The sequence below is a fragment of the Pseudomonas sp. Ps21-P2 genome, from assembly GCF_039672565.1.
Taxonomy (GTDB): Bacteria; Pseudomonadota; Gammaproteobacteria; order Pseudomonadales; family Pseudomonadaceae; genus Aquipseudomonas.
In genome coordinates this window covers 361,131-382,663 of sequence record NZ_JBDFPL010000006.1, presented here as the reverse complement: position 1 = coordinate 382,663, position 21,533 = coordinate 361,131, and the positions used below count along the sequence as shown (strand labels likewise).

The 21,533-nt window shown below is 60.1% G+C and carries 25 protein-coding genes; 17 read left to right on the top strand and 8 right to left on the bottom strand.

Features of this window, described 5'->3' with window-relative positions:
• Positions 1 to 48: 48 nt before the first annotated feature.
• Positions 49 to 534 (bottom strand): hypothetical protein, encoded by a 486-nt coding sequence (locus ABEH28_RS17720; RefSeq protein WP_346627532.1) that lies wholly within the window; start codon positions 532 to 534, stop codon positions 49 to 51.
• A 186-nt stretch (positions 535 to 720) separates the two neighbouring features.
• Complete coding sequence (locus tag ABEH28_RS17715; RefSeq protein WP_037012170.1) at positions 721 to 900, bottom strand: hypothetical protein; 180 nt, start codon at positions 898 to 900, stop codon at positions 721 to 723.
• 140 nt (positions 901 to 1,040) lie between these two features.
• Between ABEH28_RS17715 and ABEH28_RS17710 the strand changes: the two genes are divergently transcribed.
• Both ABEH28_RS17710 and ABEH28_RS17705 read left to right on the top strand, forming a co-directional pair.
• The gene (locus ABEH28_RS17710) at positions 1,041 to 1,178 is read left to right on the top strand and encodes a hypothetical protein (protein ID WP_346630688.1); all 138 of its coding nucleotides are present in this window, start codon (positions 1,041 to 1,043) and stop codon (positions 1,176 to 1,178) included.
• A gap of 105 nt (positions 1,179 to 1,283) precedes the next feature.
• Positions 1,284 to 2,120: a S1-like domain-containing RNA-binding protein gene (locus ABEH28_RS17705; protein ID WP_346630687.1), complete on the top strand. Its 837-nt coding sequence runs from the start codon at positions 1,284 to 1,286 to the stop codon at positions 2,118 to 2,120.
• A 62-nt stretch (positions 2,121 to 2,182) separates the two neighbouring features.
• Here ABEH28_RS17705 and ABEH28_RS17700 read toward each other — a convergent pair whose 3' ends face one another.
• Positions 2,183 to 2,563 (bottom strand): hypothetical protein, encoded by a 381-nt coding sequence (locus ABEH28_RS17700; RefSeq protein ID WP_346630686.1) that lies wholly within the window; start codon positions 2,561 to 2,563, stop codon positions 2,183 to 2,185.
• 476 nt (positions 2,564 to 3,039) lie between these two features.
• Here ABEH28_RS17700 and ABEH28_RS17695 point away from each other — a divergent pair, with 476 nt between their 5' ends.
• From ABEH28_RS17695 to def, 3 genes are all read left to right on the top strand, one after another.
• Positions 3,040 to 3,231 (top strand): CsbD family protein, encoded by a 192-nt coding sequence (locus ABEH28_RS17695; RefSeq protein ID WP_192171522.1) that lies wholly within the window; start codon positions 3,040 to 3,042, stop codon positions 3,229 to 3,231.
• Between the two features lie 267 nt (positions 3,232 to 3,498).
• On the top strand, positions 3,499 to 4,497 hold the full coding sequence (locus ABEH28_RS17690; protein ID WP_192171521.1) for a YihY/virulence factor BrkB family protein: 999 nt from the start codon (positions 3,499 to 3,501) through the stop codon (positions 4,495 to 4,497).
• A gap of 60 nt (positions 4,498 to 4,557) precedes the next feature.
• Positions 4,558 to 5,097, top strand: a complete 540-nt coding sequence (gene def, locus ABEH28_RS17685; protein WP_346630685.1) for a peptide deformylase — start codon at positions 4,558 to 4,560, stop codon at positions 5,095 to 5,097.
• 230 nt (positions 5,098 to 5,327) lie between these two features.
• Here the strand turns inward: def and ABEH28_RS17680 are convergent, their stop codons facing one another.
• Together ABEH28_RS17680 and ABEH28_RS17675 are read right to left on the bottom strand one after the other, a co-directional pair.
• Positions 5,328 to 6,158 (bottom strand): methyltransferase, encoded by an 831-nt coding sequence (locus ABEH28_RS17680; protein ID WP_346630684.1) that lies wholly within the window; start codon positions 6,156 to 6,158, stop codon positions 5,328 to 5,330.
• Positions 6,159 to 6,269: 111 nt separating this feature from the next.
• Entirely contained in the window at positions 6,270 to 6,686 is a 417-nt protein-coding gene (locus ABEH28_RS17675) for a GNAT family N-acetyltransferase (protein WP_346630683.1), read from the bottom strand.
• Positions 6,687 to 6,809: 123 nt separating this feature from the next.
• Between ABEH28_RS17675 and ABEH28_RS17670 the strand changes: the two genes are divergently transcribed.
• The 7 genes from ABEH28_RS17670 to ABEH28_RS17640 all read left to right on the top strand — a co-directional run bounded on the left by ABEH28_RS17670 (position 6,810) and on the right by ABEH28_RS17640 (position 12,173).
• Positions 6,810 to 7,751, top strand: coding sequence for a fatty acid desaturase (locus ABEH28_RS17670; RefSeq protein WP_346630682.1), 942 nt, complete (start codon positions 6,810 to 6,812; stop codon positions 7,749 to 7,751).
• Between the two features lie 15 nt (positions 7,752 to 7,766).
• Positions 7,767 to 8,546: a PhnD/SsuA/transferrin family substrate-binding protein gene (locus ABEH28_RS17665; RefSeq protein WP_346630681.1), complete on the top strand. Its 780-nt coding sequence runs from the start codon at positions 7,767 to 7,769 to the stop codon at positions 8,544 to 8,546.
• Between the two features lie 117 nt (positions 8,547 to 8,663).
• Positions 8,664 to 9,173 (top strand): sigma-70 family RNA polymerase sigma factor, encoded by a 510-nt coding sequence (locus ABEH28_RS17660; protein WP_346630680.1) that lies wholly within the window; start codon positions 8,664 to 8,666, stop codon positions 9,171 to 9,173.
• A 73-nt stretch (positions 9,174 to 9,246) separates the two neighbouring features.
• Entirely contained in the window at positions 9,247 to 10,260 is a 1,014-nt protein-coding gene (locus tag ABEH28_RS17655; protein WP_282366775.1) for an ABC transporter substrate-binding protein, read from the top strand.
• Between the two features lie 80 nt (positions 10,261 to 10,340).
• Entirely contained in the window at positions 10,341 to 10,892 is a 552-nt protein-coding gene (locus tag ABEH28_RS17650; RefSeq protein ID WP_346630679.1) for a GNAT family N-acetyltransferase, read from the top strand.
• A gap of 263 nt (positions 10,893 to 11,155) precedes the next feature.
• Positions 11,156 to 11,674 carry a hypothetical protein gene (locus ABEH28_RS17645; RefSeq protein ID WP_346630678.1) on the top strand — a complete coding sequence of 173 codons (519 nt, stop codon included), beginning with the start codon at positions 11,156 to 11,158 and terminating at the stop codon, positions 11,672 to 11,674.
• 61 nt (positions 11,675 to 11,735) lie between these two features.
• A complete protein-coding gene (locus ABEH28_RS17640) occupies positions 11,736 to 12,173 on the top strand; it encodes a nucleoside deaminase (RefSeq protein ID WP_192171511.1) in 438 nt (145 codons plus the stop codon).
• Positions 12,174 to 12,179: 6 nt separating this feature from the next.
• Here the strand turns inward: ABEH28_RS17640 and ABEH28_RS17635 are convergent, their stop codons facing one another.
• From ABEH28_RS17635 to ABEH28_RS17625, 3 genes are all read right to left on the bottom strand, one after another.
• On the bottom strand, positions 12,180 to 13,181 hold the full coding sequence (locus tag ABEH28_RS17635; RefSeq protein WP_192171510.1) for a diaminopimelate epimerase: 1,002 nt from the start codon (positions 13,179 to 13,181) through the stop codon (positions 12,180 to 12,182).
• A 66-nt stretch (positions 13,182 to 13,247) separates the two neighbouring features.
• Complete coding sequence (locus ABEH28_RS17630) at positions 13,248 to 13,850, bottom strand: LysE family translocator (protein WP_192171509.1); 603 nt, start codon at positions 13,848 to 13,850, stop codon at positions 13,248 to 13,250.
• 54 nt (positions 13,851 to 13,904) lie between these two features.
• The gene (locus tag ABEH28_RS17625) at positions 13,905 to 14,741 is read right to left on the bottom strand and encodes an AraC family transcriptional regulator (RefSeq protein ID WP_192171508.1); all 837 of its coding nucleotides are present in this window, start codon (positions 14,739 to 14,741) and stop codon (positions 13,905 to 13,907) included.
• A 260-nt stretch (positions 14,742 to 15,001) separates the two neighbouring features.
• Here ABEH28_RS17625 and ABEH28_RS17620 point away from each other — a divergent pair, with 260 nt between their 5' ends.
• From ABEH28_RS17620 to ABEH28_RS17600, 5 genes are all read left to right on the top strand, one after another.
• Positions 15,002 to 15,343 (top strand): hypothetical protein, encoded by a 342-nt coding sequence (locus ABEH28_RS17620; protein ID WP_192171882.1) that lies wholly within the window; start codon positions 15,002 to 15,004, stop codon positions 15,341 to 15,343.
• A gap of 40 nt (positions 15,344 to 15,383) precedes the next feature.
• A complete protein-coding gene (locus tag ABEH28_RS17615; protein ID WP_346630677.1) occupies positions 15,384 to 16,550 on the top strand; it encodes a PQQ-dependent sugar dehydrogenase in 1,167 nt (388 codons plus the stop codon).
• Between the two features lie 538 nt (positions 16,551 to 17,088).
• The gene (locus ABEH28_RS17610; protein WP_346630676.1) at positions 17,089 to 19,260 is read left to right on the top strand and encodes a TonB-dependent siderophore receptor; all 2,172 of its coding nucleotides are present in this window, start codon (positions 17,089 to 17,091) and stop codon (positions 19,258 to 19,260) included.
• A 115-nt stretch (positions 19,261 to 19,375) separates the two neighbouring features.
• Positions 19,376 to 20,695, top strand: coding sequence for an MFS transporter (locus ABEH28_RS17605; RefSeq protein WP_346627546.1), 1,320 nt, complete (start codon positions 19,376 to 19,378; stop codon positions 20,693 to 20,695).
• A gap of 392 nt (positions 20,696 to 21,087) precedes the next feature.
• Positions 21,088 to 21,360, top strand: a complete 273-nt coding sequence (locus tag ABEH28_RS17600) for a LuxR C-terminal-related transcriptional regulator (protein ID WP_192171504.1) — start codon at positions 21,088 to 21,090, stop codon at positions 21,358 to 21,360.
• The last annotated feature ends 173 nt before the right edge of the window (positions 21,361 to 21,533 follow it).

Below are 21,533 nucleotides of genomic sequence, written 5' to 3'. Positions count from 1 at the left end.
ATCTCACGACCATTGGTCGATTCGAGGCAGATGCGCAGCGCTTTCAGATCAGTTCGCGGGGGAAATCAGCTGATTGACGACGATCAAGGCTTGAGGAAAAGACGGATAACCGCTGGTGGCTACGTCCAGTTTTTCGTACTGGGTGCGGTACTTCTGTGCCTTTTCCTGATCGTCCATTCCGGCCCTTTGCGCAAGCAGGGCGATGGCCAGGGGGTAGTTGCGATCTGCAGAATCATTGAGCCTGGCATCGATCAGCTTCGGCTCGGCGTTCTGACGCAGTAGCAGAATGGCCTGGTAAAACTCGGCTTCGCCGGTTGTGTCTTCGCGTGCTGCCCGTTCAAGAAGCGCGCTGGCGAGTTCGTCGTTTTCGGCGCGGCGTTCGTTGATCAGCAGCTTGGCCTGGAGCATGTCGTTCTGATACAGCAGATAGTCGGCACGACAGGCGCTGCCTGGTATCGAGGTGTCACATCCGTGGGTCGCACAGCCGGTGAGCCCGAGGCTGAGCAGGGCGCCAATGATCATCCGTTTGTTCATATCGGTTTCCGCAGAGACGTCAGCAGATCAGGGCATCGTCCGCTCTTTTCCATGACCCATGGGTAACAGCATCGAGGAGCAGTCATGTGACGAGAGTAAAGCAGAGCTTTGTACAGCGAGGGAGCGATAGACCTGGCGCTTTGTGATCAAAGCGCCTGGATGTCGACCGCGGAGGCGGGAGAAAATTTACTTTTTGCCGAGGGAGATCTGTTTGGATGGGCCGAAGGTCTGGCCGCTGACACCTTTGGCGATCTGTTGGATCTCGCCACCGGATTTCAGGAAAGCTGCAATTTGTGCGTTGATCGAATCGCTGGTCTCAACGGCAGGAGCTGGCTTGGCTTTCGAATTGGATGCTTTTACACGCATGGCTGCTATTGACCTATATAAATTTAATACGGCCGGCCATCCTATCGGAATTGACCGGAAATTGCTTGGGTATTATCGGACGGGGGGAGGCGTCACGGTCGCAAGGATGAGCGCAATTATTTTCCGAAAGCAGCGGCTAAATGACTGTTTTAATTGCGATGTTTAATCTGGCGTTCCGTCGATTATGCCCGGCGTTCAAGGCGGCCGAACGGCTCGACAACCTGACGAATGGCTTTAGCTCGGCACCGCTTGCGTTGCGTGGTTCATCAAGGCGTTGATTTCCAGGGCGGCGATGCCGGCGGCAGATGTCGATCCGAAATGGCCACCGGAATGCCCGCCCGAATTCGGGTAGAATGCCGCCCACGTAACGAGGGTATCTGCACATGGCTTTAGTCGGGCGCTACAACAGTTTGCAAGTGGTTAAACACACTAACTTCGGTTTATATCTGGACGGGGCACAAGACGGCGAAATTTTGCTGCCCAACCGATATATTCCCAAAGATATTCCCAGCGAAGATGAAGACTGGCTCAACGTCTTTATTTATCTGGACAGCGATGACAAGTTAATCGCCACCACCGAGAAACCCAAGGTTCAAGTGGGTGAATTTGCCAGCCTCAAAGTGGTTGAAGTCAACAGCATTGGCATCTTTCTGGATTGGGGTCTGCCCAAGGATTTGCTGCTGCCGTACTCGGAAGAGAAGCAGCCGCTGAAGGCCGGTGATTACTGCGTTGTGCATGTCTACCTCGACAAACACACGCGCCGTATCACCGCGACCACGCGTCTGGATCGTTATCTGGACAAGGTGCCGGCCAACTACACCGTGGGGCAGGAAGTGGACTTGCTGGTGGCGGAAGAAACCGCGATGGGTTTCAAGGCGATCATCAACAACAAGCACTGGGGCCTGATTCACAAGAACGAGGTGTTCAAGTTCCTGCGTTCGGGCAAACAGGAAAAAGGCTTCATCAAGGACGTGCGCAGCGACGGCAACATCAGCCTGAGTTTGCAACCGGTGGGCGAGCAGCTTGCCAGCAGCCTCAACGCGCAGATCCTCGGCAAGTTGCGTGACAACAACGGCGTATTGCCCGTCAGCGACAAGAGCGATCCGCAGGTCATCAGCAACCTGTTTGGCGTCAGCAAAGGCAACTTCAAGAAAGCGATCGGCGCACTGTACAAACAGGGCCAGATCGTCATTCACGCCGACCGTATCGAACTGGTCTGACGTGACACTCGGCTGCAGCGCGGGATGGCCTGCGCTGCGGTCGTCTGATCAGTCTTGCAAGATCACTTCTGTACGAAACTGGCGAAGCTCAGGTTCGCGCCGTTCGGGCGCGTGTCCTTCAAGTACGAATCCTTGTCAGCCGAGAGCTCCAGGCTCACGGTGGACTTGCGCTTGCCTTCATTGCGAACCACCACTGCGTCTTTCTGATCGCGCAGGAACTTGGTGGTCACCTTCAGGTGAATCAACTCATCCGTGCTCGGCGTGTGCAACAGCAGATGCAGCCACTCGTACTGACCCACCGCCAGACGGCTCATGGGCAAATCAAACCACCAGATATTGCGCTTGGGGTCGAGCACGGCGAAGTGCGTGTTATTGGTGCCGAGCACGGCGCCGCCGAGCTGTTCATTACGGCGCGCAATGGCCTGCTGCTTATCGAGTTTCATAACATTCCTGGATCACGGTCTCGTCAACCTGGCCCGACGCCCTGAGCGCCGCCGGTTCGGTCGCGCATTCTCCGGGGTTCTCGGGGAAACATAAAGGCAAAATTGGCCGGCGCGATTCGCGGGCTCTCATGGGGACGCGGAGCGTCCCGAAATGCATTACCACGCAGAGCGTGGGAACGATCGAACATCAGCGCCTGGACTGGCCTCTTCCCGGCTAAAGCCGGTCCCACTAAACGCAGCGCGTGCCGTCAGTGCAACCGGCGGCGCCTCGCGTAGGACCGGCTTCAGCCGGGAAGCTTTTGATGTGCCTGCCGCTGGTTATTAGGATGGATTCCGATCCCTCCAGGCGCATGGAAAACCCAGGCTCACAACGCCGATTCAATCCATTCGCGAAATAATTGAACCTCTGATTCACCGCTCCGGTCAGTTCTAGTGTCGAGGTAATGACAACCTATTCTCACCCTGGAGTTAACCCTATGAGCAGCACCGGCGATAAAGTCAAAGGCTTGGCCAACGAAGCGGTAGGCAACGTCAAGCAGGGCGTCGGCAAAGTGACCGACAACGACAAACTGCGTGCCGAAGGCAAAGCGCAGGAAATCAAAGGCGAAGCGCAACAAACCGTTGGCGACGCAAAAGACGCTGTGAAAAAAGGCGTCGACAAGGTCTAAATCCCTTGCGCCCGGGGCTGTCATGCTCCCGGCGACCTGATTTGCATCACCGTAACGGCCATCCTTCGATGGCCGTTATCGTTTGCGTCGCCGACCGCCTGAAACACATCAAATGTAGCCAATACCCCGGGCACCCTGTAAAAAGCCAGCCCGTTCGGGCAACTGACGGAATTTCAACGCAATTGCCCGCTCGTATGCATACCGCTTGTAGAAACGCCTGAATCAATAACCGTGCTTCGGCTACATCTGTGTCGCGAAGGAGACGCCATGATATTCCCGGACTTGCGCCAGCTCAGCATCAAGACAGTGTTGGTCAGAACGGTCAAAGAGTTTCTCGATGACGAGATGTCGACCTACGCCTCGGCACTGGCCTACCAGATGCTGTTTTCGCTGTTCCCGTTCCTGCTCTTCCTGATTGCCCTCATCGGCTTCCTGCACCTGCCGGACTTTTTCAGCTGGTTGCGGCTGCAATCCGAACTGGTCCTGCCGCCCCAGGCCCTCGACCAGGTCAATCCGGTCATTGACCAGTTGCAACAATCCAAAGGCGGCTTGCTGTCGATCGGTATCGTCATCGCACTCTGGACCGCCTCGGCTGGCGTGCGCCTGATGATGAGCGCCATGAACGCCGCGTACGACGTAGTCGAAGCGCGCCCGGCCTGGAAACGTATTCCGCTGTCGGTGTTCTATACCATCGGTATCGCCGGCATGCTGTTAACGGTTGCCGCGCTGATGGTCACCGGCCCGGTGGTCATGAACTGGCTCGCCGCGCAGATTGGCATGGAAGATTTCATCGTCACCTTATGGACGGTTCTGCGCTGGCCGTTGATCATCATCCTGCTCATGGTGGCGGTGGCGATCATGTACTACGTCATGCCCGACGTTAAACAGAGCTTCCGCTTCATTACCCCAGGCTCAGTGCTTGCGGTCGTGGTGTGGATCGTCGCTTCGCTGGGCTTTGCCTACTACGTGAAAACCTTCGCTGACTACAATGCGATGTACGGCAGCATCGGCGCGATCATCGTGCTGTTGCTGTATTTCTACATCTCGGCAGCGGTGTTGTTGCTGGGCGCCGAGATGAACGCGGTGATCGAGCACATGTCAGCCGAGGGCAAAGAGAAAGGCGAGAAGGAAGAAGGTGAGCGCGATGGCACGGCCGATTTCAATACGGTGCACCTCAAGCAGCACGTTTCGGGTCTTGGCCGCGATCACAGCCATGACCACGATTACACCCCAACGCCGCCGGTGCTGAAGACCGACAAATTCTGATCACGCTCTAGGTAGACGGCGCCCGCTTGTGGCGCCCCTGCCCGTTGCAGAGGGTCCGCAATGATTCGCGAAATTCTGAAAATGGGCGACGAGCGTCTGCTGCGCATCGCGCCACCTGTGCCCGAGTCGATGTTCGGTTCGCAAGAGCTGAAGACTCTCATCCAGGACATGTTCGAGACCATGGAAAGCGTCGGCGGTGTCGGCCTGGCAGCGCCGCAGATTGGCATTGATCTGCAACTGGTGATCTTCGGTTTCGAGAGCAGCGATCGTTATCCGGATGCGGAGGCCGTTCCCCAGACCATTCTGCTCAATCCGTTGATTACGCCGCTTGAGCAAACCCTGGAAGAGGGCTGGGAAGGCTGTCTGTCCGTGCCGGGCCTGCGCGGTGTGGTTGATCGCTACGAGCACATCCGCTACGAGGGTTTCGACCCGGACGGCAAGCTTATCCAGCGTGAAGCCCGCGGTTTTCATGCGCGGGTCGTCCAGCATGAATGCGATCACCTGATCGGCCGGTTGTACCCGTCACGCATTACCGACTTCAGCCGCTTCGGCTTCATCGAAGTGCTGTTCCCGGGGATGGACCCGAACGCGGACGAATAACGGCTTCGTTGTGCAACGAAACTTGTCGGCATATGAGTAACCCTGTGGGAGTGAGCTTGCTCGCGAAGAGGCAGGTACATCCGCTAAACATTCGGCGGCTGAGCCACCGCTTTCGTGAGCAAGCTCACTCCCACAAGTTTCGCAGCGGCATCGTAAACAACTTCGCTCCCACAGGCTTTTCAGCGTTATCAAGGGCGAACACATTCCGCCGGGACTATCTGCAGCTCATATTATTTATCTGGCTTGATGAACCGCAGGGTCATGCGGTCGGACTCGCCGATTGCCAGATACTTCGCCTTGTCCTGCCCACCCTTGACCAGCGCCGGCGGCAGTGTCCAGACGCCGTCGGGGTAGTCCTTGGTGTCTTTGAGGTTGGCGTTGATTTCGCTCTCGCCAGCCAGCTTGAAACCCGCCTGCTGCGCCAGTTTCACGACGTAGTCCGTCGGCAGGTAGCCGTTCTTTTCGTTGTCCTTGGCGGTGGTGCCGGGTTTGGCCCGGTGATCGACCACGCCCAGCGTCCCGCCCGGTTTCAATACCTCGTAAAACGCCTTGAATGTTGCCGCTTCGTTGCCGGCGTCGACCCAGTTGTGCACGTTGCGGAAGGTCAGCACGGTATCGGCCGAGCCTGGCGTGCCGAACATCGGCGCCTGAGGCACATAGGCCACGACCTCGACCTTGCCGTAATGGGCAGGGTCAGCGGCGTATTTCTGCTTCAGGCTGTCGGCGGATTTCTTCGCGTAATCGCTGATGGCGGGGTCGACGATGGCGGCAACGTAATGGCCTTTATCTTTGAGCAGCGGCGCCAACAGTTCGCTGTACCAGCCATTGCCCGGTGTGATTTCAATGACCGTCTGATCAGGGCGCAGGCCAAAAAACGTTAGCGTCTGCTCAGGGTGACGGTATTGATCGCGGGCCGCATTTTGCGGGACTCGCCAATCGCCGCTGAGGACGCTCGCGAATTCCTCGTGAGTGACAGTCGATTCAGGCGCAGCACTCGCCGCCACTGCCAAGCCCGTCGCCGAAAGTGCCGCGAGGGAGAAAACCATAAGCGCCGGCTTCATGTGCGTCCTGCCTGACCAAGAAATGATCGGCGAGGCTAGCACGCGAAGCGGGGCCTCCGATGGCACGTTTGGTTTGGTCCACCGCAGGAAAGGTTCTAAGCCGCTGTTGGGTTACGGGCCAGTCAAATGAGCCAGTGCCACCAATCGCTTGGTCTGGCGATAACGCTCCAGGCGTGAGGCCAGTGCCTGGGGCAGCTGCAATGTTTCCGAGAAACCGAGTCGCTGATAAAAGCCGCTCAGCTCAGGTTCACAGAACAACCAGATGTTTCGTTCAACCGACGTCAGCGCTGCGGCGATCAGCCCCGCCGCGACACCCCGCCCGCGTTCGGTGGGCGCAACGAACAGCCCGGTCAACCAGTGCCCACCCTCAACAGGCGTCAAGCACATACCGCCCACAATCTCCGACCTGCGCGCCACCCACATCTGTGCCTCGCCCTTGGCGCGCATGGGTGAGCGATGGGCGCGGTAGAACTTCTCCAGCAACGGGCGCTGCACGTCGGGAAGGGGCGAAAACTGGATGTCGGGCATGGGCTGCGGGCGTCGGATAAAGGGTCGATTGGGCGCATCGTTCTACCGTCATAACCAATCGATCTACAAGTTTTTCCTGCGTCGTTGCACAACCGGTTATCAGCCCGAATGCAGGAACCGGCAATGCCCCACTACCTGGACGACGCGCAGCGCGAAGAGATCAAGCGTTTGCGCGCAAGCTTTACGGGCCGCACGGAATGGCCGACCTGGTTGCTGCTGATCGGTCTGTACACAGGCTGGCCGACGTTGCTGGTTGCCAGTCCGTACTTGGGCGTGTGGCCGACGACGCTGTTGATGATCCCGCTGCTGGTGCTGTGGATGTCCGTGCAACACGAGGTGCTGCACGGACACCCGACGCGTTCGTTGCGACTGAACAAGGTGCTCGGTTACGCGCCCTTTGCGGTGTGGTACCCGTACACCCTGTATCGCGACACCCATATGCAGCACCACTGCGACGAAGACCTGACCGTTCCCGGTCTCGACCCTGAAAGCCGCTACCTGAGCCGGTCGCACTGGAAGCAGACTGGCAAAGTGATGCGTTTCTTGCGCTGGCTCGACAAGACCCCGCCGGGGCGTCTGGTGTTTGGCGTGCCGTTGGCGCTGAGCTGTCTGATCATTGGCGAAACCCGCCGATTGCTGCGTGGCGAGCGTCAGGCCTGGGCGATGTGGTCAACCCACGGTGGATTGCTGGTGCTGATGTTTTGGTTCATCGAGCATTACAGCGCGATCTCGGCCTTGCATTACGTGCTCTTCTGCAGCGTCCCGGCGCTGGCGGTGTCGATGGTTCGCTCCTACTACGAGCACCGTCCGGGCGAGCAACCCCAGGAGCGCACGGTGATCAACGAAGCCTCATGGCCGTGGGCCTGGCTGTTCCTGAATCTGAATCTGCACCTTGTGCACCACGACTTGCCCGGCTTGTCGTGGTATCACATGCCCGTCGTCTATCGGGCGCGGCGTGAGGCGTGGCTGGCACGCAGCGGCGGATTTCTGGTGGCCGGTTACGCGGAACTCTTTCGTCGCCACAGCTTCAATCCTATCGACAGCCCGCAACATCCCTACGTCTGATCAGGAATATCGAATATGCCCCAAGGCTTCGCCGAACTGTTGATGTACGTCGCGCCGCCGCGCGTTCAGCAGGCGCAGGGGCAGTGGCTGAAACGAACAATGGAAATCCTTGGCGTGCAGCGTCTCGATGCTGCGGATCTGGATCTGAAAGCGCTGTGGCTGTCGCCGCACTTGCTGCTGACGCAAACCTGCGGCTATCCGTTGATGACTGAATTGCGGGGCAAGGTTCAGGTGGTCGGCCGTCCTGTGTATCAATTGCCCCACAGCGCCAACGGCAATCACTGCAGCCTGTTGATTGCCCGCGATGATGATCCGCGTCAGGCTCTCGTCGAGTTCAAGGGCAGTCATGGCCTGCTGAATTCGCGGGATTCCAATTCCGGCATGAACCTGTTCCGCCACGCATTAGCCCCACTTCAACAGGATGGCAAGTTCTTCGCCGACACCACGCTCACCGGCGGTCATCGCGCCAGCCTTGCTGCGATCAAAGCGGGCAATGGTGATCTGGCGGCCATCGACAGCGTGACCTTCGACTACCTGGCCCGCGACGCCAGCGAGGAGGTCGCCGGGGTAAAGGTGATTGCGCGCACGGCGGAGGGGCCGTGCCTGCCCTACATCACGCGGCTCGGCGCCGATGCTGATGCCATCCGCGCGGCCATGAATCAGGCGCTGAACGAACTTCCCGATGTCGCCCACGCGTTGGCGATCAGCGACGTGTTACCGGCAAGCGAGGCGGATTACCAAGTGCTGCTCGACTACCAGCAGCAGGCTATATCCCTGGGGTTTCCGTTACTCTAGTTATTCCGTGATGATCTATAAGAATCACTTTTAAGTATTTTTACTGCATAACCGCGCTTGCTAGCATGGCCTCTCGGAAAGTCCCGATGATAAAAATTTCAGGGCAGGGGATGTCTTATGGCTGGCGCCGACGTTATGCATCGCCACTACCTCAGCGAACTCTTTGTGCAGCACCACGCGTGGCTGTGCCTGCGCTTGCGTCGACTGCTCGACTCCGAGCAGAGCGCCGAAGACGTCGCGTCCGAAACCTTCCTGCAATTGCTGGCCTCGCCCAACGTTGTGCCGATTCGCGACCCGCGGGCGTTGCTGACTACCATCGCCCAGCGACTGGTGTATGAGCGCTGGCGGCGGCGCGATCAGGAGCGCGATTATCTGGAGGGATTGGCCCTGGAAGACGCTGTTCCTTTTGCGTCCGCCGAAAGCCACGCCGCTACGCTGCAAATCCTTGACCGTCTGGATCGCCGCCTTGACCGCCTGCCTGCAAAAATCAAATCAACCTTTGTGCTCTCCCGCCGCGGCGGTCTGACCTATCCTGAAATCGCCGCGCGGCTGGGCATTTCGCAGCGTTCGGTGAGCGACTACATGGATAAGGCTGAAACCTGTTGCCGCCGCGCTTGTCTGGAATAAAGCGTGTGCTGTGCCCGGCCAACTGTGCCAAACCGATTGAGCTCCTTTCATCCCCGAGCGACGAGAGACATCCATGACACCAATCAAAAAACTGCTGGGCGGCTCGCTGCTGGCACTGGCTGCCCTGACGGGCTCGGCGTACGGCGCAGAAAAAACCGCGCCGATTCATTTCGGTGACATCACCTGGGAGAGCGGCAGCCTGATCACCGAAATCCTGCGCACCATTGTGGAAAAAGGCTACGGCTATCCCACCGACAAACTGCCCGGCAGCACGGTGAGTCTGGAAGCGGCGCTGGCGAAGAACGACATTCAGGTGATCGGCGAAGAGTGGGCGGGTCGCAGCCCTGCGTGGGTCAAGGCGGAGGCTGAAGGCAAGGTCCACGGCCTCGGCAACATCGTCAAAGGCGCGACCGAAGGTTGGTGGGTGCCGGAATTTGTCATCAAGGGCGACCCGGAACGCGGCATCAAACCGCTGGCGCCGGACCTGAAATCGGTATCCGATCTGCCCAAATACAAGGACGTGTTCAAGGACCCCGAATCCCCGGACAAGGGCCGCTTCCTCAACAGCCCGACCGGCTGGACCTCGGAAATCGTCAACACCCAGAAGCTCAAGGCCTACAAGCTCAACGACAGCTACGTGAACTTCCGCACCGGTTCGGGCGCGGCACTGGATGCTGAAGTCGCATCGTCCATCCGTCGCGGCAAGCCGGTGTTGTTCTATTACTGGTCGCCGACGCCGCTGCTGGGTCGCTTCAAGCTGATCAAGCTGGAAGAGCCACCGTTCAACGAAGCCGCCTGGAAAACCCTCGCCGACGCCAGCAATCCCAACCCGATCGGCTCCAGCTCCCTCGCTGCACACCTGGCGATTGGCGTGTCTGAACCGTTCCGTCAGCAGTACCCGGATCTGGTGAGCTTCTTCGAGAAGGTGGATCTGCCCATCGACCAGCTGAACAAAACCCTGGGCGAGATGAGTGAGAAGCGCTTGGAGCCAAGCGTTGTGGCGAAAAGCTTCCTGAAGGATCACCCGGACGTCTGGACCGCCTGGGTGCCGGCTGAGGTTGCCAGCAAGGTGAAGGCGGGCCTGTAAGCGCTTTCTCTTCAAACTGTGGGACAAGCGGGCCGCCGCTTGTCCCACAGGCAATCCCGTCCATGCACGAGTGACACTTCTTGAACCCCTCATTCATTCCTCTGCACACCGACCGCCTGATCCTGCGCGAACTCACCCCTGACGACACCCCGGCGCTGGCGCAAATCCTGGGCGATGCCGAGGTGATGCGGCATTCGGTGGCGGGCGCGTTGTCGGAAAAGGCCACCGGCGAGTTCATCGACTGGTGTCGGTTTTCCTACCGTGAACGTGGCTTTGGTCCCTGGGCGGTGGTGGAAAAATCCACCTCAACCTTGGCTGGTTTCTGCGGTCTCAACGCCGAGCTGGTGGATGAGCAGCACGAGATCGAGATTGGCTACCGGCACGCAACCGGGTTCTGGGGGAGGGGTTTTGGCACCGAAGCGGCGCGCGGTGCTCTGGCTTATGGCTTTGAACAGCTGGGCTTGTCATCGCTGATCGCCATCGTCCAGCCGACTAATTTTGCATCGGTCAATGTGATCAAAAAACTCGGGTTCGGTGGGTTCGTCCACAGCCAGTATCATCGCCAGGGCGTGAGGATTTACCGCATGACCGCACAGCAGTGGGCGCTGGGTGGCTCAGCAGAATTGGCTTGAGCCTTCCCGGCTAAAGCCGGTCCCACAAAGTACGCGATCCCCGTAGGGCCGGCTTTTTCAAGACCCCGCAGGACCGACTTTAGCCGGGAAGAGGCCAGCGCAGGCACTCTTGATTGTGTGGCGTGACATCCGGCGCCTTCCCGGCTAAAGCCAGTCCTACACGTTTCCCTGCGCAGCCGGGATGGATATCTCGCCCCTCAACTGTTAGCGTCCAGCTGACAATCAAAGCGTTGATCACCGATAAAAAGTCGCCGGGAGAGGACATGGGATATTGCAGATCGACAGCGTTGACGATGATGAAGGCGTCACTCGGACTGACGTTGATGGGCCTGATGGCCCTGCAGAACGTGACGCTGGCCGGCGAAACCGCACCTGCCCCCGTGGCCGCAGATTCCGCGCTGAGCTTCGTGCAGGATAAGCATCTGGGCGAAAGCCTGGGCTGGCTGGGTTACCAAGTCGCTTCCCACACGGTGACCTTCGCCACGATCGTCGAAACCGTCGGCCGCACCAAGGCGCAGGAAATCGTGCAGGACGAACTGCAAAGCCTGCAGCCGCAGTATCAGCAGGAATGGGACCGCAACCTTGCGGCCGCCTACGCCGCATCGTTCAGCCCCGAAGAGCTGCAAGCACTGGACGCCGCAGACCCCGCGCCAGACGTCGCCAACAAATTCCGCAACAAGCAGCGCGACGTTGGCGCTGACATGAAGGACCGTTCCAGCGAGCTGCTCAAGGTTTACGTGTCCACCGCGCTGGACAACGCGCTGAAAAAAGCCAAGCCTTGAGCGCGCGCTTGTTCTAAAGCGTTTTTTCGATCATCCCCCGTCACGAAGGAAAGGAGAGACCATGGACCCGTTCATGCAAGCGGCCATTGATGAAGCGCAGAAGGGCCTGGACGAGGGCGGTATTCCGATCGGCTCGGTCATCGTCCACGACGGCAAGATCATCGGCCGTGGCCACAATCGTCGCGTCCAGGAAGGCAGCGCTATCAAGCACGGCGAAATGGACGCCTTCGAAAACGCCGGCCGCCAGCCCGCCCGCGTCTACCGCGAAGCCACGCTCTACACCACCCTGTCGCCCTGCGCGATGTGCAGCGGCGCGATCCTGCTGTACGGCATCCGCAAAATCATCGTCGGCGAACATGAGACGTTCATGGGTGAAGAAGAGCTGCTCAAGTCCCGTGGCGTGGAGGTGAATGTGCTGCACGACGAGACCTGCGTCGGACTGATGAAGCAGTTCATTGCCGACAAGCCTGAACTATGGAATGAGGACATTGGCGAGTAGTCAGCGTCAGGCTTTGACTCGCGCCGTCCCGAACAACTGCACCTGCTGCAACTGCCCGTCGCGCTCGATCAGGCGCAACGGCGCAGTGCCGCCGGGCATCACCACTTCTACCAGGCCTGCTTCAACCCAACCGCAGAGCCACGCCGCCGATGCAACCGCGCTGGCGCTGGTGCCGGATGACGCCGTCGGGCCTTCGCCCCGTTCGAACACGCGCGCTGCGATTCGATTCGCTCCCAGGCGCGCGGCCCATTGCAGATTGACCCCGCCAGCGCAGGGATCGCCGCTTCCTGATTCCCCAGCGACGAAAGCGATGCGGGTCAGGGCAGCGTTCAACTCGGTTTGGTGAAGGTTTTCGAAGCTGGGCAGATCATCCACATCCGCCACCAGCGTGACGCAATGCGGGTTGCCCACCCTGACGAACACGCTGGTCTGCCATGCCGGGTGCAATTCCGCCACGCGCTCGACCCGGTTGACCTCCCGCTCATTGAGCATCGCTCTGCCGACACCGGTTCCTGTCGCGCCCACTGCCTGCGGGCCGAAACCGGGCGCGCCGATGTCCAGCCAGAAGCCATTCACGCCTTCGACCGTTGCCGGGACAGCTTGGGTTGCAACGGGGCTGGGCGAGTCAGCATTGTCGTGATGAACGCGCAGGGTGAACGGCGCGCTGCCGGTGATAAGGCCTGCGTCGGTCAGTGACTGGGCGAAGATGGTCAGGCCGTTGCCGCTGCGTTCGGCGAGGGTGCCGTCGGTGTTGACGATCAACAGGTCGAACGGCGCCGCGTCCTGAAACGGGCCGACCAGAAGACCGTCCGAGCGATGAGATTTGCTGCCGGGTGGGCGCTGGCCAGCAGGCCAGTCACAGATCACTGCGACGGCTTGAGCCGTCCAGGCGTGGCGGCGAGTGGCGGCTTCCGTCGGTGAGTGAGGAAGGAGAACTCCGAGGGTGCGCAGGGCATCGGGAGCAATCACCGCGTAGATATTGCCGCGAGCGTCGTAGAAACGAGCCATGGTCAGTCCGGATCAGGGAGTCAGCGCGCATTAAATCACGCCGACCCGCGCGTTGCTGCCCGCCCTTCACACCACCAACGTCAACCACGCCGATACCAGCAACAACACCGCCATTACTTGATTGAAGCGCTTCATGCTCTGCGCCGAGCGGCAGAATTTAGCGGCGCTGACGCCCAGGTAGGCCCAGGCGCTCATGCACAGGATCGACACCAGGAAGAACGCCAGCGACAGCCACATCACCCGCAGCATGCGGTCGGCGTCGGTGCCCGCAAAGACGCTGACCACGGCCAGCGCCATCATCCAGGTTTTCGGGTTGACCAGTTGCAGGCTCGCCGCGCCCCACAAGCCCAGAGTCGGACCGCTGCGGGTTTGCGTCGTGTCGACTGCTTCGGCGGGCGCGGTGAAAATCTGCCACGCCAGCCAGGTCAGCCAGCCAATGCCGACCCATGACATCAGCGTTTGCACCTGTCGATGACGGACCAGCACATCCCCCAGCCCAGTGCCGACCATCAGCACCAGCAATGCCGCACCGGCGCAGGCCCCGAGGACAATCGGCAACGTGCGGAGCAGGCCGTAGCGCGAGCTGTTGGTCAGTACGAGGATGTTCGTCGGGCCGGGCGTGATGGAAGCGACGAAGGCGAACAGCAGAAAGGGCAGGAGGGTTTGCATAAGGCCACTCGGCGGTCATTGATCGTGGAGCAATGATCGGCGCGCAGTCGGCGGTCAGTCTGGAACGTTTGAGCAGCGTCGGCGGTAGTCGGCCGGGGTCATGCGATAGGCGCGCTGGAACCAGCGGCCCAGATGGCTTTGATCCGCGAAACCCAACGCAGCCGCGACGCTGACAGGCGCCTCGCCCCGCGCCAGCAGATGGCGGGCGCGGGTCAGGCGCAGCTGGATCAGGTAGGCGTGGGGCGCCAGGCCGAACGCGGCCTTGAACGCGCGACTCAGGCGGAAGCGGTCAACGCCTGTCACCTGCGCCAGATCGTCCAGGCCGATGTCCTGATGCAAGTGGCTGTGCAGATAATCACGCGCTCGCTGGGCCACTAGTGGCAGACGCGGATCGGGATCGACCAGGGTGCGCCAACGCAAGTGACTGGTCAGGTTGGCGAGCAGGTGATCCAGCGCGGTCTGGCGAACGATGCGCAGTTCATCATGGTGCATCGCTTCGAAGGCGTCGGCGGTGGCGATGGCGAGGCGCGGGTCTTCTGCCAGCGTCGCTGCGAAGCTCAGTTGGGCGTTGTCCGGCGCTTCTTCAAACTGCGCGCGCAACTCCCGGTCCAGCCAGCGCGGGTCCAGGTACAACGTGCGGTAAGTGAAGCCGCCCGCTTCCGGTGCTGTGCCGTCGTGGATGTCGCCCGGCTCGAGCAGGAACACCTTGCCCGGCGTGCTGTTGTGCTGCTGTCGACGGCAATTGAATTGCTGCAGACCCTGTTCGGTGATGCCCACCAGATAACTGTCGTGCCAGTGCGGATCGTAGGCATGGCCCTCGAAATGCGCGCGCACTGTCTCGATGCCGGACGCGGCGTCCTGCTTGAGCTCGATCCAGTTGCGGTCGGACATTGCGGGGCCTCGGGAGGGGTGGCTGGTCAGGGCATTCAATCATTCTTGGACACGTTACCGCGCCGCTTACGGCAGGTCTGGAAGAATTGTGCAGCGGGCGACGAAGTGTCGGCGCATGGGACGGTTCCGGCAGGGCGGCGACTATTCTTGTTACAAAGCGAATCGTCCTACACGTTGCTCATCCACTGTGACAGCGCGAACCTACGCGCTCGAGCGCCATCAAAGACCGGAATCGTTACCCATCCCACAGAAGGTAAATGATGAACCCTTTTCCGCGACGCCTCGCCGTCGTCTTGCTCGGCGGGCTGTTATCCGCTGGCCTGGCGCAGGCTGATGATCACACCGCGCACTCGCCGCCGCTTCTGGCGGCCGCAGGGTATCCGAGCCGCTCGATCAATGTTCCCGACAACGGCGCCGTCCGCCGCGCCAACCCCAACAGCCGTCAGGGCACCGAATCCATCGCACCACGTGTCGGTGGGCCTAATATAGGGCCCACTCAAACCCGTCCGCCCACCCTTGAAAACGGTGGCATCGGCAACGGTTATCCGACCCGGCAACAACCTGCTCGACCTTCCAGCGATACCGAACGCCGCAGCAACTGAAACCACCGCCAGCATCTCTTCCATTTCGAAGGAATCGCCTATGTTGCGTACCACAACTCTCCGCAAAACCTTGCTAGCGACCTTATGCGCCTCCGCATTGTTGGGCCTCTCCGTGCAGGCCACTGCCGCGACCTACCAGAGCGAGACTGGCACGCTGACCGTCGATGAGGTCGTCGGCGGGTTGCAGCATCCGTGGGCCGTGGCGTTTTTGCCGAACGCCCAGGGCATGTTGGTCACCGAGCGTACGGGCAACCTGCGTCGCGTAACGCCTGACGGCAAACTGTCGGCGCCGATCTCCGGCGTGCCGAAGGTCTGGGTGCAGGGGCAGGGCGGTCTGCTGGACGTCGAGCTATCGCCGGATTTCGCCAAGGACCGCATGGTGTACCTGACCTACTCCGAGGCCGCGAGCGATGGCAAAACCGGCGGCACGGCGGCGGGGCGCGCAAGACTCTCGGAAGACATGACTCAACTGGAAGGCTTCACGCGTATCTTCCAGCAGCAACCAAAGCTGTCCGTGGGCAACCACTTCGGTTCGCGCATCGTCTTTGATCGCGACGGTTACATGTTCATCGCCCTGGGCGAAAACAACGACAAAGCCACGGCTCAGGATCTCGACAAGCTTCAGGGCAAGGTCGTGCGTCTGTACCCCGACGGCACCGTGCCCAAGGACAACCCCTTTGTCGGCCAGAAAAACGTGCGTCCGGAAATCTGGAGCTACGGCCATCGCAACCAGCAGGGGGCCGCGCTCAACCCCTGGACCGGCACGCTGTGGACCAACGAGCACGGCCCCCGTGGCGGCGACGAGATCAACATCATCGAGCGAGCCGCCAATTACGGCTGGCCGATCTCGACCTTCGGCATCGACTACAGCGGTGAGCCGATTTCCGAATCCAAAGGCAAGATCGTCGAGGGCGTGAAAAATCCCTTCCACGTGTGGGAGAAATCCCCGGGCGTGAGTGGCATGGCGTTTTACGACTCAAGCACGTTCAAGGCGTGGGACCACAACGTCTTCATTGGCGCGCTGGCGTCCGAGGAGCTGATTCGTCTGGAGCTCAAGGACGACAAGGTGGTGCACGAAGAGCGTTTGCTCGGTGAGCTCAAGTCCCGCATCCGCGACGTGCGGCAGGGGCCGGACGGGTATGTGTATGTGCTGACGGACGAGGACAACGGGAAGTTGTTGAAGGTGGGGTTGAAGGTAGAGCAATAGCCCTACCTTGAAATTATCGCCCAAACGCCTGATTAACTGCATCTAGTAGGACCCCCTTAAGCCGGGAAGGGGCCAGTACATTCGACGCATTTTTTCCGCCAATGCCGCAGTCTTCCCGGCTGAACCAGGTCCTACAAAAGCTCGTTCTTCAACATCGCGATGTCGGCCACAAGTGGACTGTGGGACCGGCTTTAGCCGGGAAGGGGCCGGTACATTCAACGCATTTGTTTCGCCAATGCCGCAGTCTTCCCGGCTGAAGCCGGTCCTACAAAAGCTCGTCCTGCTCACCATCTCTATTCCAGCCAGTAATGGACTGTGGGACCGGCTTTAGCCGGGAAGGGGCCAGTACATTCGACATATCTCTCTCATCAGTACCGCAGCCCTCCAGGCTGAAGCGGGTCCTGCAAAAATCACCTGCACACCGAATTCCAAGTCAATCCCGGTTGTAAAAACGCCGCGCAGAACGTAAAAGAGGCGCCGCCGAACTGGCTTGCGTTTCTCCCTGCCCGACTGTCCATCACCAGGAACTCACCCGCCGATGATCACCTCGTCCCGTCCCGCTGCCGGTTTCACCCGTCGGCTGTTGCCGCTGAGTATCGCTTTCGCTTCGCCGTGGCTGGCGGCTCAGGAAGCCGAGCCGGTGACGCTGGATGCGCTGCGGGTGACGGGGGAGCAGGAGTCGATCTATCAGGCGAGCAGCGCGTCGGTTGGCGGGTTCAGCGAAGCGCCGCTGCGCGATACGCCGGCCTCGATATCGGTGTTCACCGCCGAGCGGCTGAAGGACCAGCAGGCCAAGCTGCTCAGCGATGTCCTGCGCAACGACGCGTCGGTGGGCGACAGCTATGCGCCGGTGGGTTACTACGAGAATTTCGTCGTGCGCGGTTTCTCGCTCAATGCGGCCAACAGCTACCGCATCAACGGGCGCAGCATCACCGGTGAGCAGAACGTGGCACTGGAAAACAAGGAACAGGTCGAGCTGCTCAAGGGGCTGTCGGGCCTGCAGAGTGGCGTGTCGGAGCCTGGGGGTGTGATCAATTACAAGACCAAGCGGCCGGAAGACGTGCGCTCGGTGACGGTCTCGACCAACGAGCACGGCGAGCGCTACATCGCCACGGACGTCGGCGGCTGGTTCGGCAGCGAGAAACAATTCGGCCTGCGCGCCAACGTCGCCCACGAGGACATTCGCTCTTACGTCGAGCACGCCAATGGCCAACGGGATTTCGCCTCGCTGGCCTTCGACTGGAACATCAACGACCAGTCCACCCTGCAGCTCGACGTCGAATACCAGACCAAAGAACAGCGCTCGGTGCCGGGCTATCAGCTGCTGGGCGGCACCGAGCTGCCCCACGACGCCTCACCGCGCAAACTGTTGGGCTATCAAAGCGGCTCGAATCCGGTGGGCATCGACTCGCTGAACATGACCGGCCGCTACGAATACCGCCTCAGCGACGACTGGAAAGCCAGCCTCAGCGCATCTCGCAGCCGCGTGGTCATCGACGACTACAGCGCTTTCGCCTACGGCTGCTATTACCAGAGCGACTGCCCTGCCGAGCCGCTGACCGGGCACTTTACGCCGAGCGGCGGCTACGACATCTATGATTTCCGCAGCCCGGACGACACGCGGCGCAACGATGAAGTCGAAGCGTCGATGACCGGCCTGTTCGACACTGGCTGGCTGAAGCATGAGCTGACCTTCGGCAGCAGCGCGTTCCGGCGCACGGTCGACACCCGTCCGTATTTCAGCGAATACGTCGGCTCCGGCAACATCCACGGGACGCCGGACACCTTCGTGCCGTCGGACCTTTCCGTGGGCCACACCGAACGGCGCCTGGACAGCCGCCAGTACGGCCTTTTCGCCACCGATCGCATCAGCTTCAACGAGCATTGGCAAACGGTGATCGGCGGGCGTGAAGTGAAGCTCGACGAAAAAGCCTACAACGAGGACGGCAGCGAGAACCGTCACACCGAGCGCTCGATCTTCCTGCCCCAGGCTGCGCTGATCTACAAACCGATCGACAACGTTTCGCTGTACACCCGCTACAGCAAAGGCTTGTCCTTGGGCGGCACGGCGTCGGTGTTCGACAGCAACATCGGGGAAATCCTCGCGCCGACGATCTCTCGCCAGCTGGAAGCCGGGGTCAAATACGACTGGCGCCGCATGAGCTTCACCGCAGCGGTGTTTCAAACCCGTCAGGCCTATCAGTATTCGAAACCCCAGGACGACGGCAGCCTGACTTTCGTCCAGCAGGGCCAGCAGAAGAACACCGGCGTCGAGCTGAGCGCCAACGGCTACGTGACCTCCCAGCTGCAGATGTCGGCCAGCGTCGCGGCCATTCGCGCGCGGGTTGAAGACAGCGGAACAGCGGCTTACGAAGATCATCAGGCGATCAACGTGCCGAAATTCCGCGGCAGTTTGTCAGCGGATTACGCACTGCCGATTCAAGGCTTGGCGCTGTTGGGCGGCGTGCAATACAGCTCCAGCAAGTTCGCCAACCGCGAAGGCTCGGTGAAAGTCGATGACTACGCGGTGTTCAACGCGGGCAGCCGCTACACCACAAAAATCGAGGGCTACGACACGGTCTTGCGCCTGACCGTCGACAACCTGTTCGACAAGCGCTACTGGCGCGACGCGGGCGAATACCTGGGGGACGATTACCTGTTCCTCGGCGCACCGCGTACGGCGCGGGTTTCGGCGACGGTGAATTTTTAAATCAGCCGCTGAAACGCGTCAGCCGTCAGCGATCCGCCCGCAAGCCGTCAGCTTTGTTATCCTGCGCGCCTTTGTCGCACCCAAGTGCGTTTCAACCTGTGATTTGGGGTCTTTCATGACAGCCATTCTTCGACCGCGCCCACAACCCATCAGCCGGGGAGACTACAAAACCCTTGGCCTGGCGGCACTGGGCGGGGCGCTGGAAATCTACGATTTCATCATCTTCGTGTTTTTTGCCCTGACGCTCAGTCAGCTGTTCTTCCCGCCGGAAATGCCCGAGTGGCTGCGCCTGCTGCAAAGCTTTGGCATCTTCGTCACCGGCTACCTGGCGCGCCCGCTGGGCGGCATTCTGATGGCGCACTTCGCCGACAAACTGGGTCGCAAGCGCGTGTTCAGCCTCAGCATTCTGATGATGGCGCTGCCCTGTCTGCTGATCGGCGTGATGCCGACCTACGCTGAAATCGGCTACTGGGCACCGTTGATTCTGTTGGCGCTGCGCATCCTTCAGGGTGCGGCCGTCGGCGGCGAAGTGCCAAGTGCCTGGGTGTTCGTCGCCGAGCACGCACCGAAGGGCCATCGCGGTTATGCGCTGGGTGTTCTGCAAGCTGGTCTGACTTTCGGTTACCTGATCGGGGCGCTGACGGCGACCTGGCTGGCGAAAGTGTTCAGCCACGCGGAAATCCTCGATTACGCCTGGCGCATTCCGTTTCTGCTGGGCGGCGTCTTCGGCGTGATCGGCGTGTGGCTGCGACGCTGGCTCAGCGAAACGCCGGTGTTCATGGCGATGCACGCTCAGCGTGAAGGCATGACTGAATTGCCGCTGCGCGCCGTCCTACGCCAGCACCGGCAATCTCTGCTGCCGGCAGCGTTGCTGACCTGCGTGCTGACGTCCGCTGTTGTCACCTTGGTGGTCATCACGCCTACGGTGATGCAGCAGCGCTTCGGCATGAGCCCGAGCGATACCTTCGCCCTGAGCAGCGTCGGCATCGTCTTCCTCAACATCGGCTGCGTGCTGGCCGGCATGCTGGTTGATCGCATCGGCGCCTGGCGCGGCGTGGTGCTGTACAGCCTGTTGCTGCCAGTTGGTGTTGGCGTGCTCTATGCCAGTCTGGTCAGTCACTGGCTGCCGTTGAGTCTCGCCTACGCAGTGGCCGGTCTGGCCTGCGGCATTGTCGGCGTCGTGCCTTCGGTCATGGTCGGACTGTTCCCGGCGAACATTCGCGTCTCCGGCATCTCGCTGACCTACAACATCAGCTACGCGCTGTGGGCAAGCACCACGCCGCTGGCGCTGATCGCCTTGATGCCGTGGAGTCCGTGGGTGTGCGTGGGCTATTGCGTGATCATGGGCGCGGTCGGTCTGGTGACGGCCATGTTCTTCGGCCTGCGCAAGGGCATGCAGGTCGATGATCCGCGGGTGGCGCAGGCTGGAAACTGAAAGGGCGAGGGCGTCGCAATGGCGCCCGTGTAGACTCGATGGTGCGGATTTCAAATCCGTGCCATTACAACTCAGATTGACCCGCTGATTTGTAACAGATGATTGTAATTATCATTTGCAGCGTTTATTGTCCCCGTCTATACAACTGACCCGCTTTTATATATCCACACGGCCTGCACTTGGGGCGTGTTCGAATACCTTGTCTGCGTGTTTAAGTAGGGATGCTTCGCAAATATCTGTAGGAAAATTTACTTGTTATTGTTCGGTTATTAACCGGGCTTGACCGTGTAAATGATTAAAGCGTTAAAAACCTGAATATCAATAAAAACAATGTCACGGCCCTGGCAGATGTAATGCCATGGCCGGCAAGTCGCGGAGACGGTTGAGGGCCAATGTTGGAAGAAGAACGCAAGCGCAAACGGTTGAATAAAGCCACTCCCCGAGAGCAGGAAGTCCTGCTTCTATTGCTGCAGGGGCATACCAACAAGGACATCGCGCAGCGGCTGGGGATCAGTGATTACACGGCCCGCGACCACGTTTCAGCGTTGCTGCGAAAGAACGAGGTGAAGAACCGCGCACAGCTCATTGCGCTGCACATCACGGCGTCTCGAAAGAAAAAACTGCTCCCACCCCTACATCTGACGGATTGTTCCGTTGAACGGTAAGTGCATAATTAACCCAATTTGATAACCAAACTTCCAAACTGTCGGCGGCGTGATTTGCTACGGTGAAGTTTATTTCGCGAAGCGCGGTTTTCTGCGTAACTACTTCGCTGCCAGTGCTTTGATTTTTTAAATAAAAGTGCTCGGCATGGCGCACCCAAAATAACAACCAATAA

What these genes read in the sequence shown, in the direction of transcription:
- ABEH28_RS17720 (WP_346627532.1), bottom strand. Translation starts at nt 534, where the DNA reads ATGAACAAACGGATGATCATTGGCGCCCTGCTCAGCCTCGGGCTCACC.
- ABEH28_RS17715 (WP_037012170.1), bottom strand. Translation starts at nt 900, where the DNA reads ATGCGTGTAAAAGCATCCAATTCGAAAGCCAAGCCAGCTCCTGCCGTT.
- ABEH28_RS17710 (WP_346630688.1), top strand. Translation starts at nt 1,041, where the DNA reads ATGACTGTTTTAATTGCGATGTTTAATCTGGCGTTCCGTCGATTATGC.
- ABEH28_RS17705 (WP_346630687.1), top strand. Translation starts at nt 1,284, where the DNA reads ATGGCTTTAGTCGGGCGCTACAACAGTTTGCAAGTGGTTAAACACACT.
- ABEH28_RS17700 (WP_346630686.1), bottom strand. Translation starts at nt 2,563, where the DNA reads ATGAAACTCGATAAGCAGCAGGCCATTGCGCGCCGTAATGAACAGCTC.
- ABEH28_RS17695 (WP_192171522.1), top strand. Translation starts at nt 3,040, where the DNA reads ATGAGCAGCACCGGCGATAAAGTCAAAGGCTTGGCCAACGAAGCGGTA.
- ABEH28_RS17690 (WP_192171521.1), top strand. Translation starts at nt 3,499, where the DNA reads ATGATATTCCCGGACTTGCGCCAGCTCAGCATCAAGACAGTGTTGGTC.
- def (WP_346630685.1), top strand. Translation starts at nt 4,558, where the DNA reads ATGATTCGCGAAATTCTGAAAATGGGCGACGAGCGTCTGCTGCGCATC.
- ABEH28_RS17680 (WP_346630684.1), bottom strand. Translation starts at nt 6,158, where the DNA reads ATGAAGCCGGCGCTTATGGTTTTCTCCCTCGCGGCACTTTCGGCGACG.
- ABEH28_RS17675 (WP_346630683.1), bottom strand. Translation starts at nt 6,686, where the DNA reads ATGCCCGACATCCAGTTTTCGCCCCTTCCCGACGTGCAGCGCCCGTTG.
- ABEH28_RS17670 (WP_346630682.1), top strand. Translation starts at nt 6,810, where the DNA reads ATGCCCCACTACCTGGACGACGCGCAGCGCGAAGAGATCAAGCGTTTG.
- ABEH28_RS17665 (WP_346630681.1), top strand. Translation starts at nt 7,767, where the DNA reads ATGCCCCAAGGCTTCGCCGAACTGTTGATGTACGTCGCGCCGCCGCGC.
- ABEH28_RS17660 (WP_346630680.1), top strand. Translation starts at nt 8,664, where the DNA reads ATGGCTGGCGCCGACGTTATGCATCGCCACTACCTCAGCGAACTCTTT.
- ABEH28_RS17655 (WP_282366775.1), top strand. Translation starts at nt 9,247, where the DNA reads ATGACACCAATCAAAAAACTGCTGGGCGGCTCGCTGCTGGCACTGGCT.
- ABEH28_RS17645 (WP_346630678.1), top strand. Translation starts at nt 11,156, where the DNA reads ATGGGATATTGCAGATCGACAGCGTTGACGATGATGAAGGCGTCACTC.
- ABEH28_RS17640 (WP_192171511.1), top strand. Translation starts at nt 11,736, where the DNA reads ATGGACCCGTTCATGCAAGCGGCCATTGATGAAGCGCAGAAGGGCCTG.
- ABEH28_RS17635 (WP_192171510.1), bottom strand. Translation starts at nt 13,181, where the DNA reads ATGGCTCGTTTCTACGACGCTCGCGGCAATATCTACGCGGTGATTGCT.
- ABEH28_RS17630 (WP_192171509.1), bottom strand. Translation starts at nt 13,850, where the DNA reads ATGCAAACCCTCCTGCCCTTTCTGCTGTTCGCCTTCGTCGCTTCCATC.
- ABEH28_RS17625 (WP_192171508.1), bottom strand. Translation starts at nt 14,741, where the DNA reads ATGTCCGACCGCAACTGGATCGAGCTCAAGCAGGACGCCGCGTCCGGC.
- ABEH28_RS17620 (WP_192171882.1), top strand. Translation starts at nt 15,002, where the DNA reads ATGAACCCTTTTCCGCGACGCCTCGCCGTCGTCTTGCTCGGCGGGCTG.
- ABEH28_RS17615 (WP_346630677.1), top strand. Translation starts at nt 15,384, where the DNA reads ATGTTGCGTACCACAACTCTCCGCAAAACCTTGCTAGCGACCTTATGC.
- ABEH28_RS17610 (WP_346630676.1), top strand. Translation starts at nt 17,089, where the DNA reads ATGATCACCTCGTCCCGTCCCGCTGCCGGTTTCACCCGTCGGCTGTTG.
- ABEH28_RS17605 (WP_346627546.1), top strand. Translation starts at nt 19,376, where the DNA reads ATGACAGCCATTCTTCGACCGCGCCCACAACCCATCAGCCGGGGAGAC.
- ABEH28_RS17600 (WP_192171504.1), top strand. Translation starts at nt 21,088, where the DNA reads ATGTTGGAAGAAGAACGCAAGCGCAAACGGTTGAATAAAGCCACTCCC.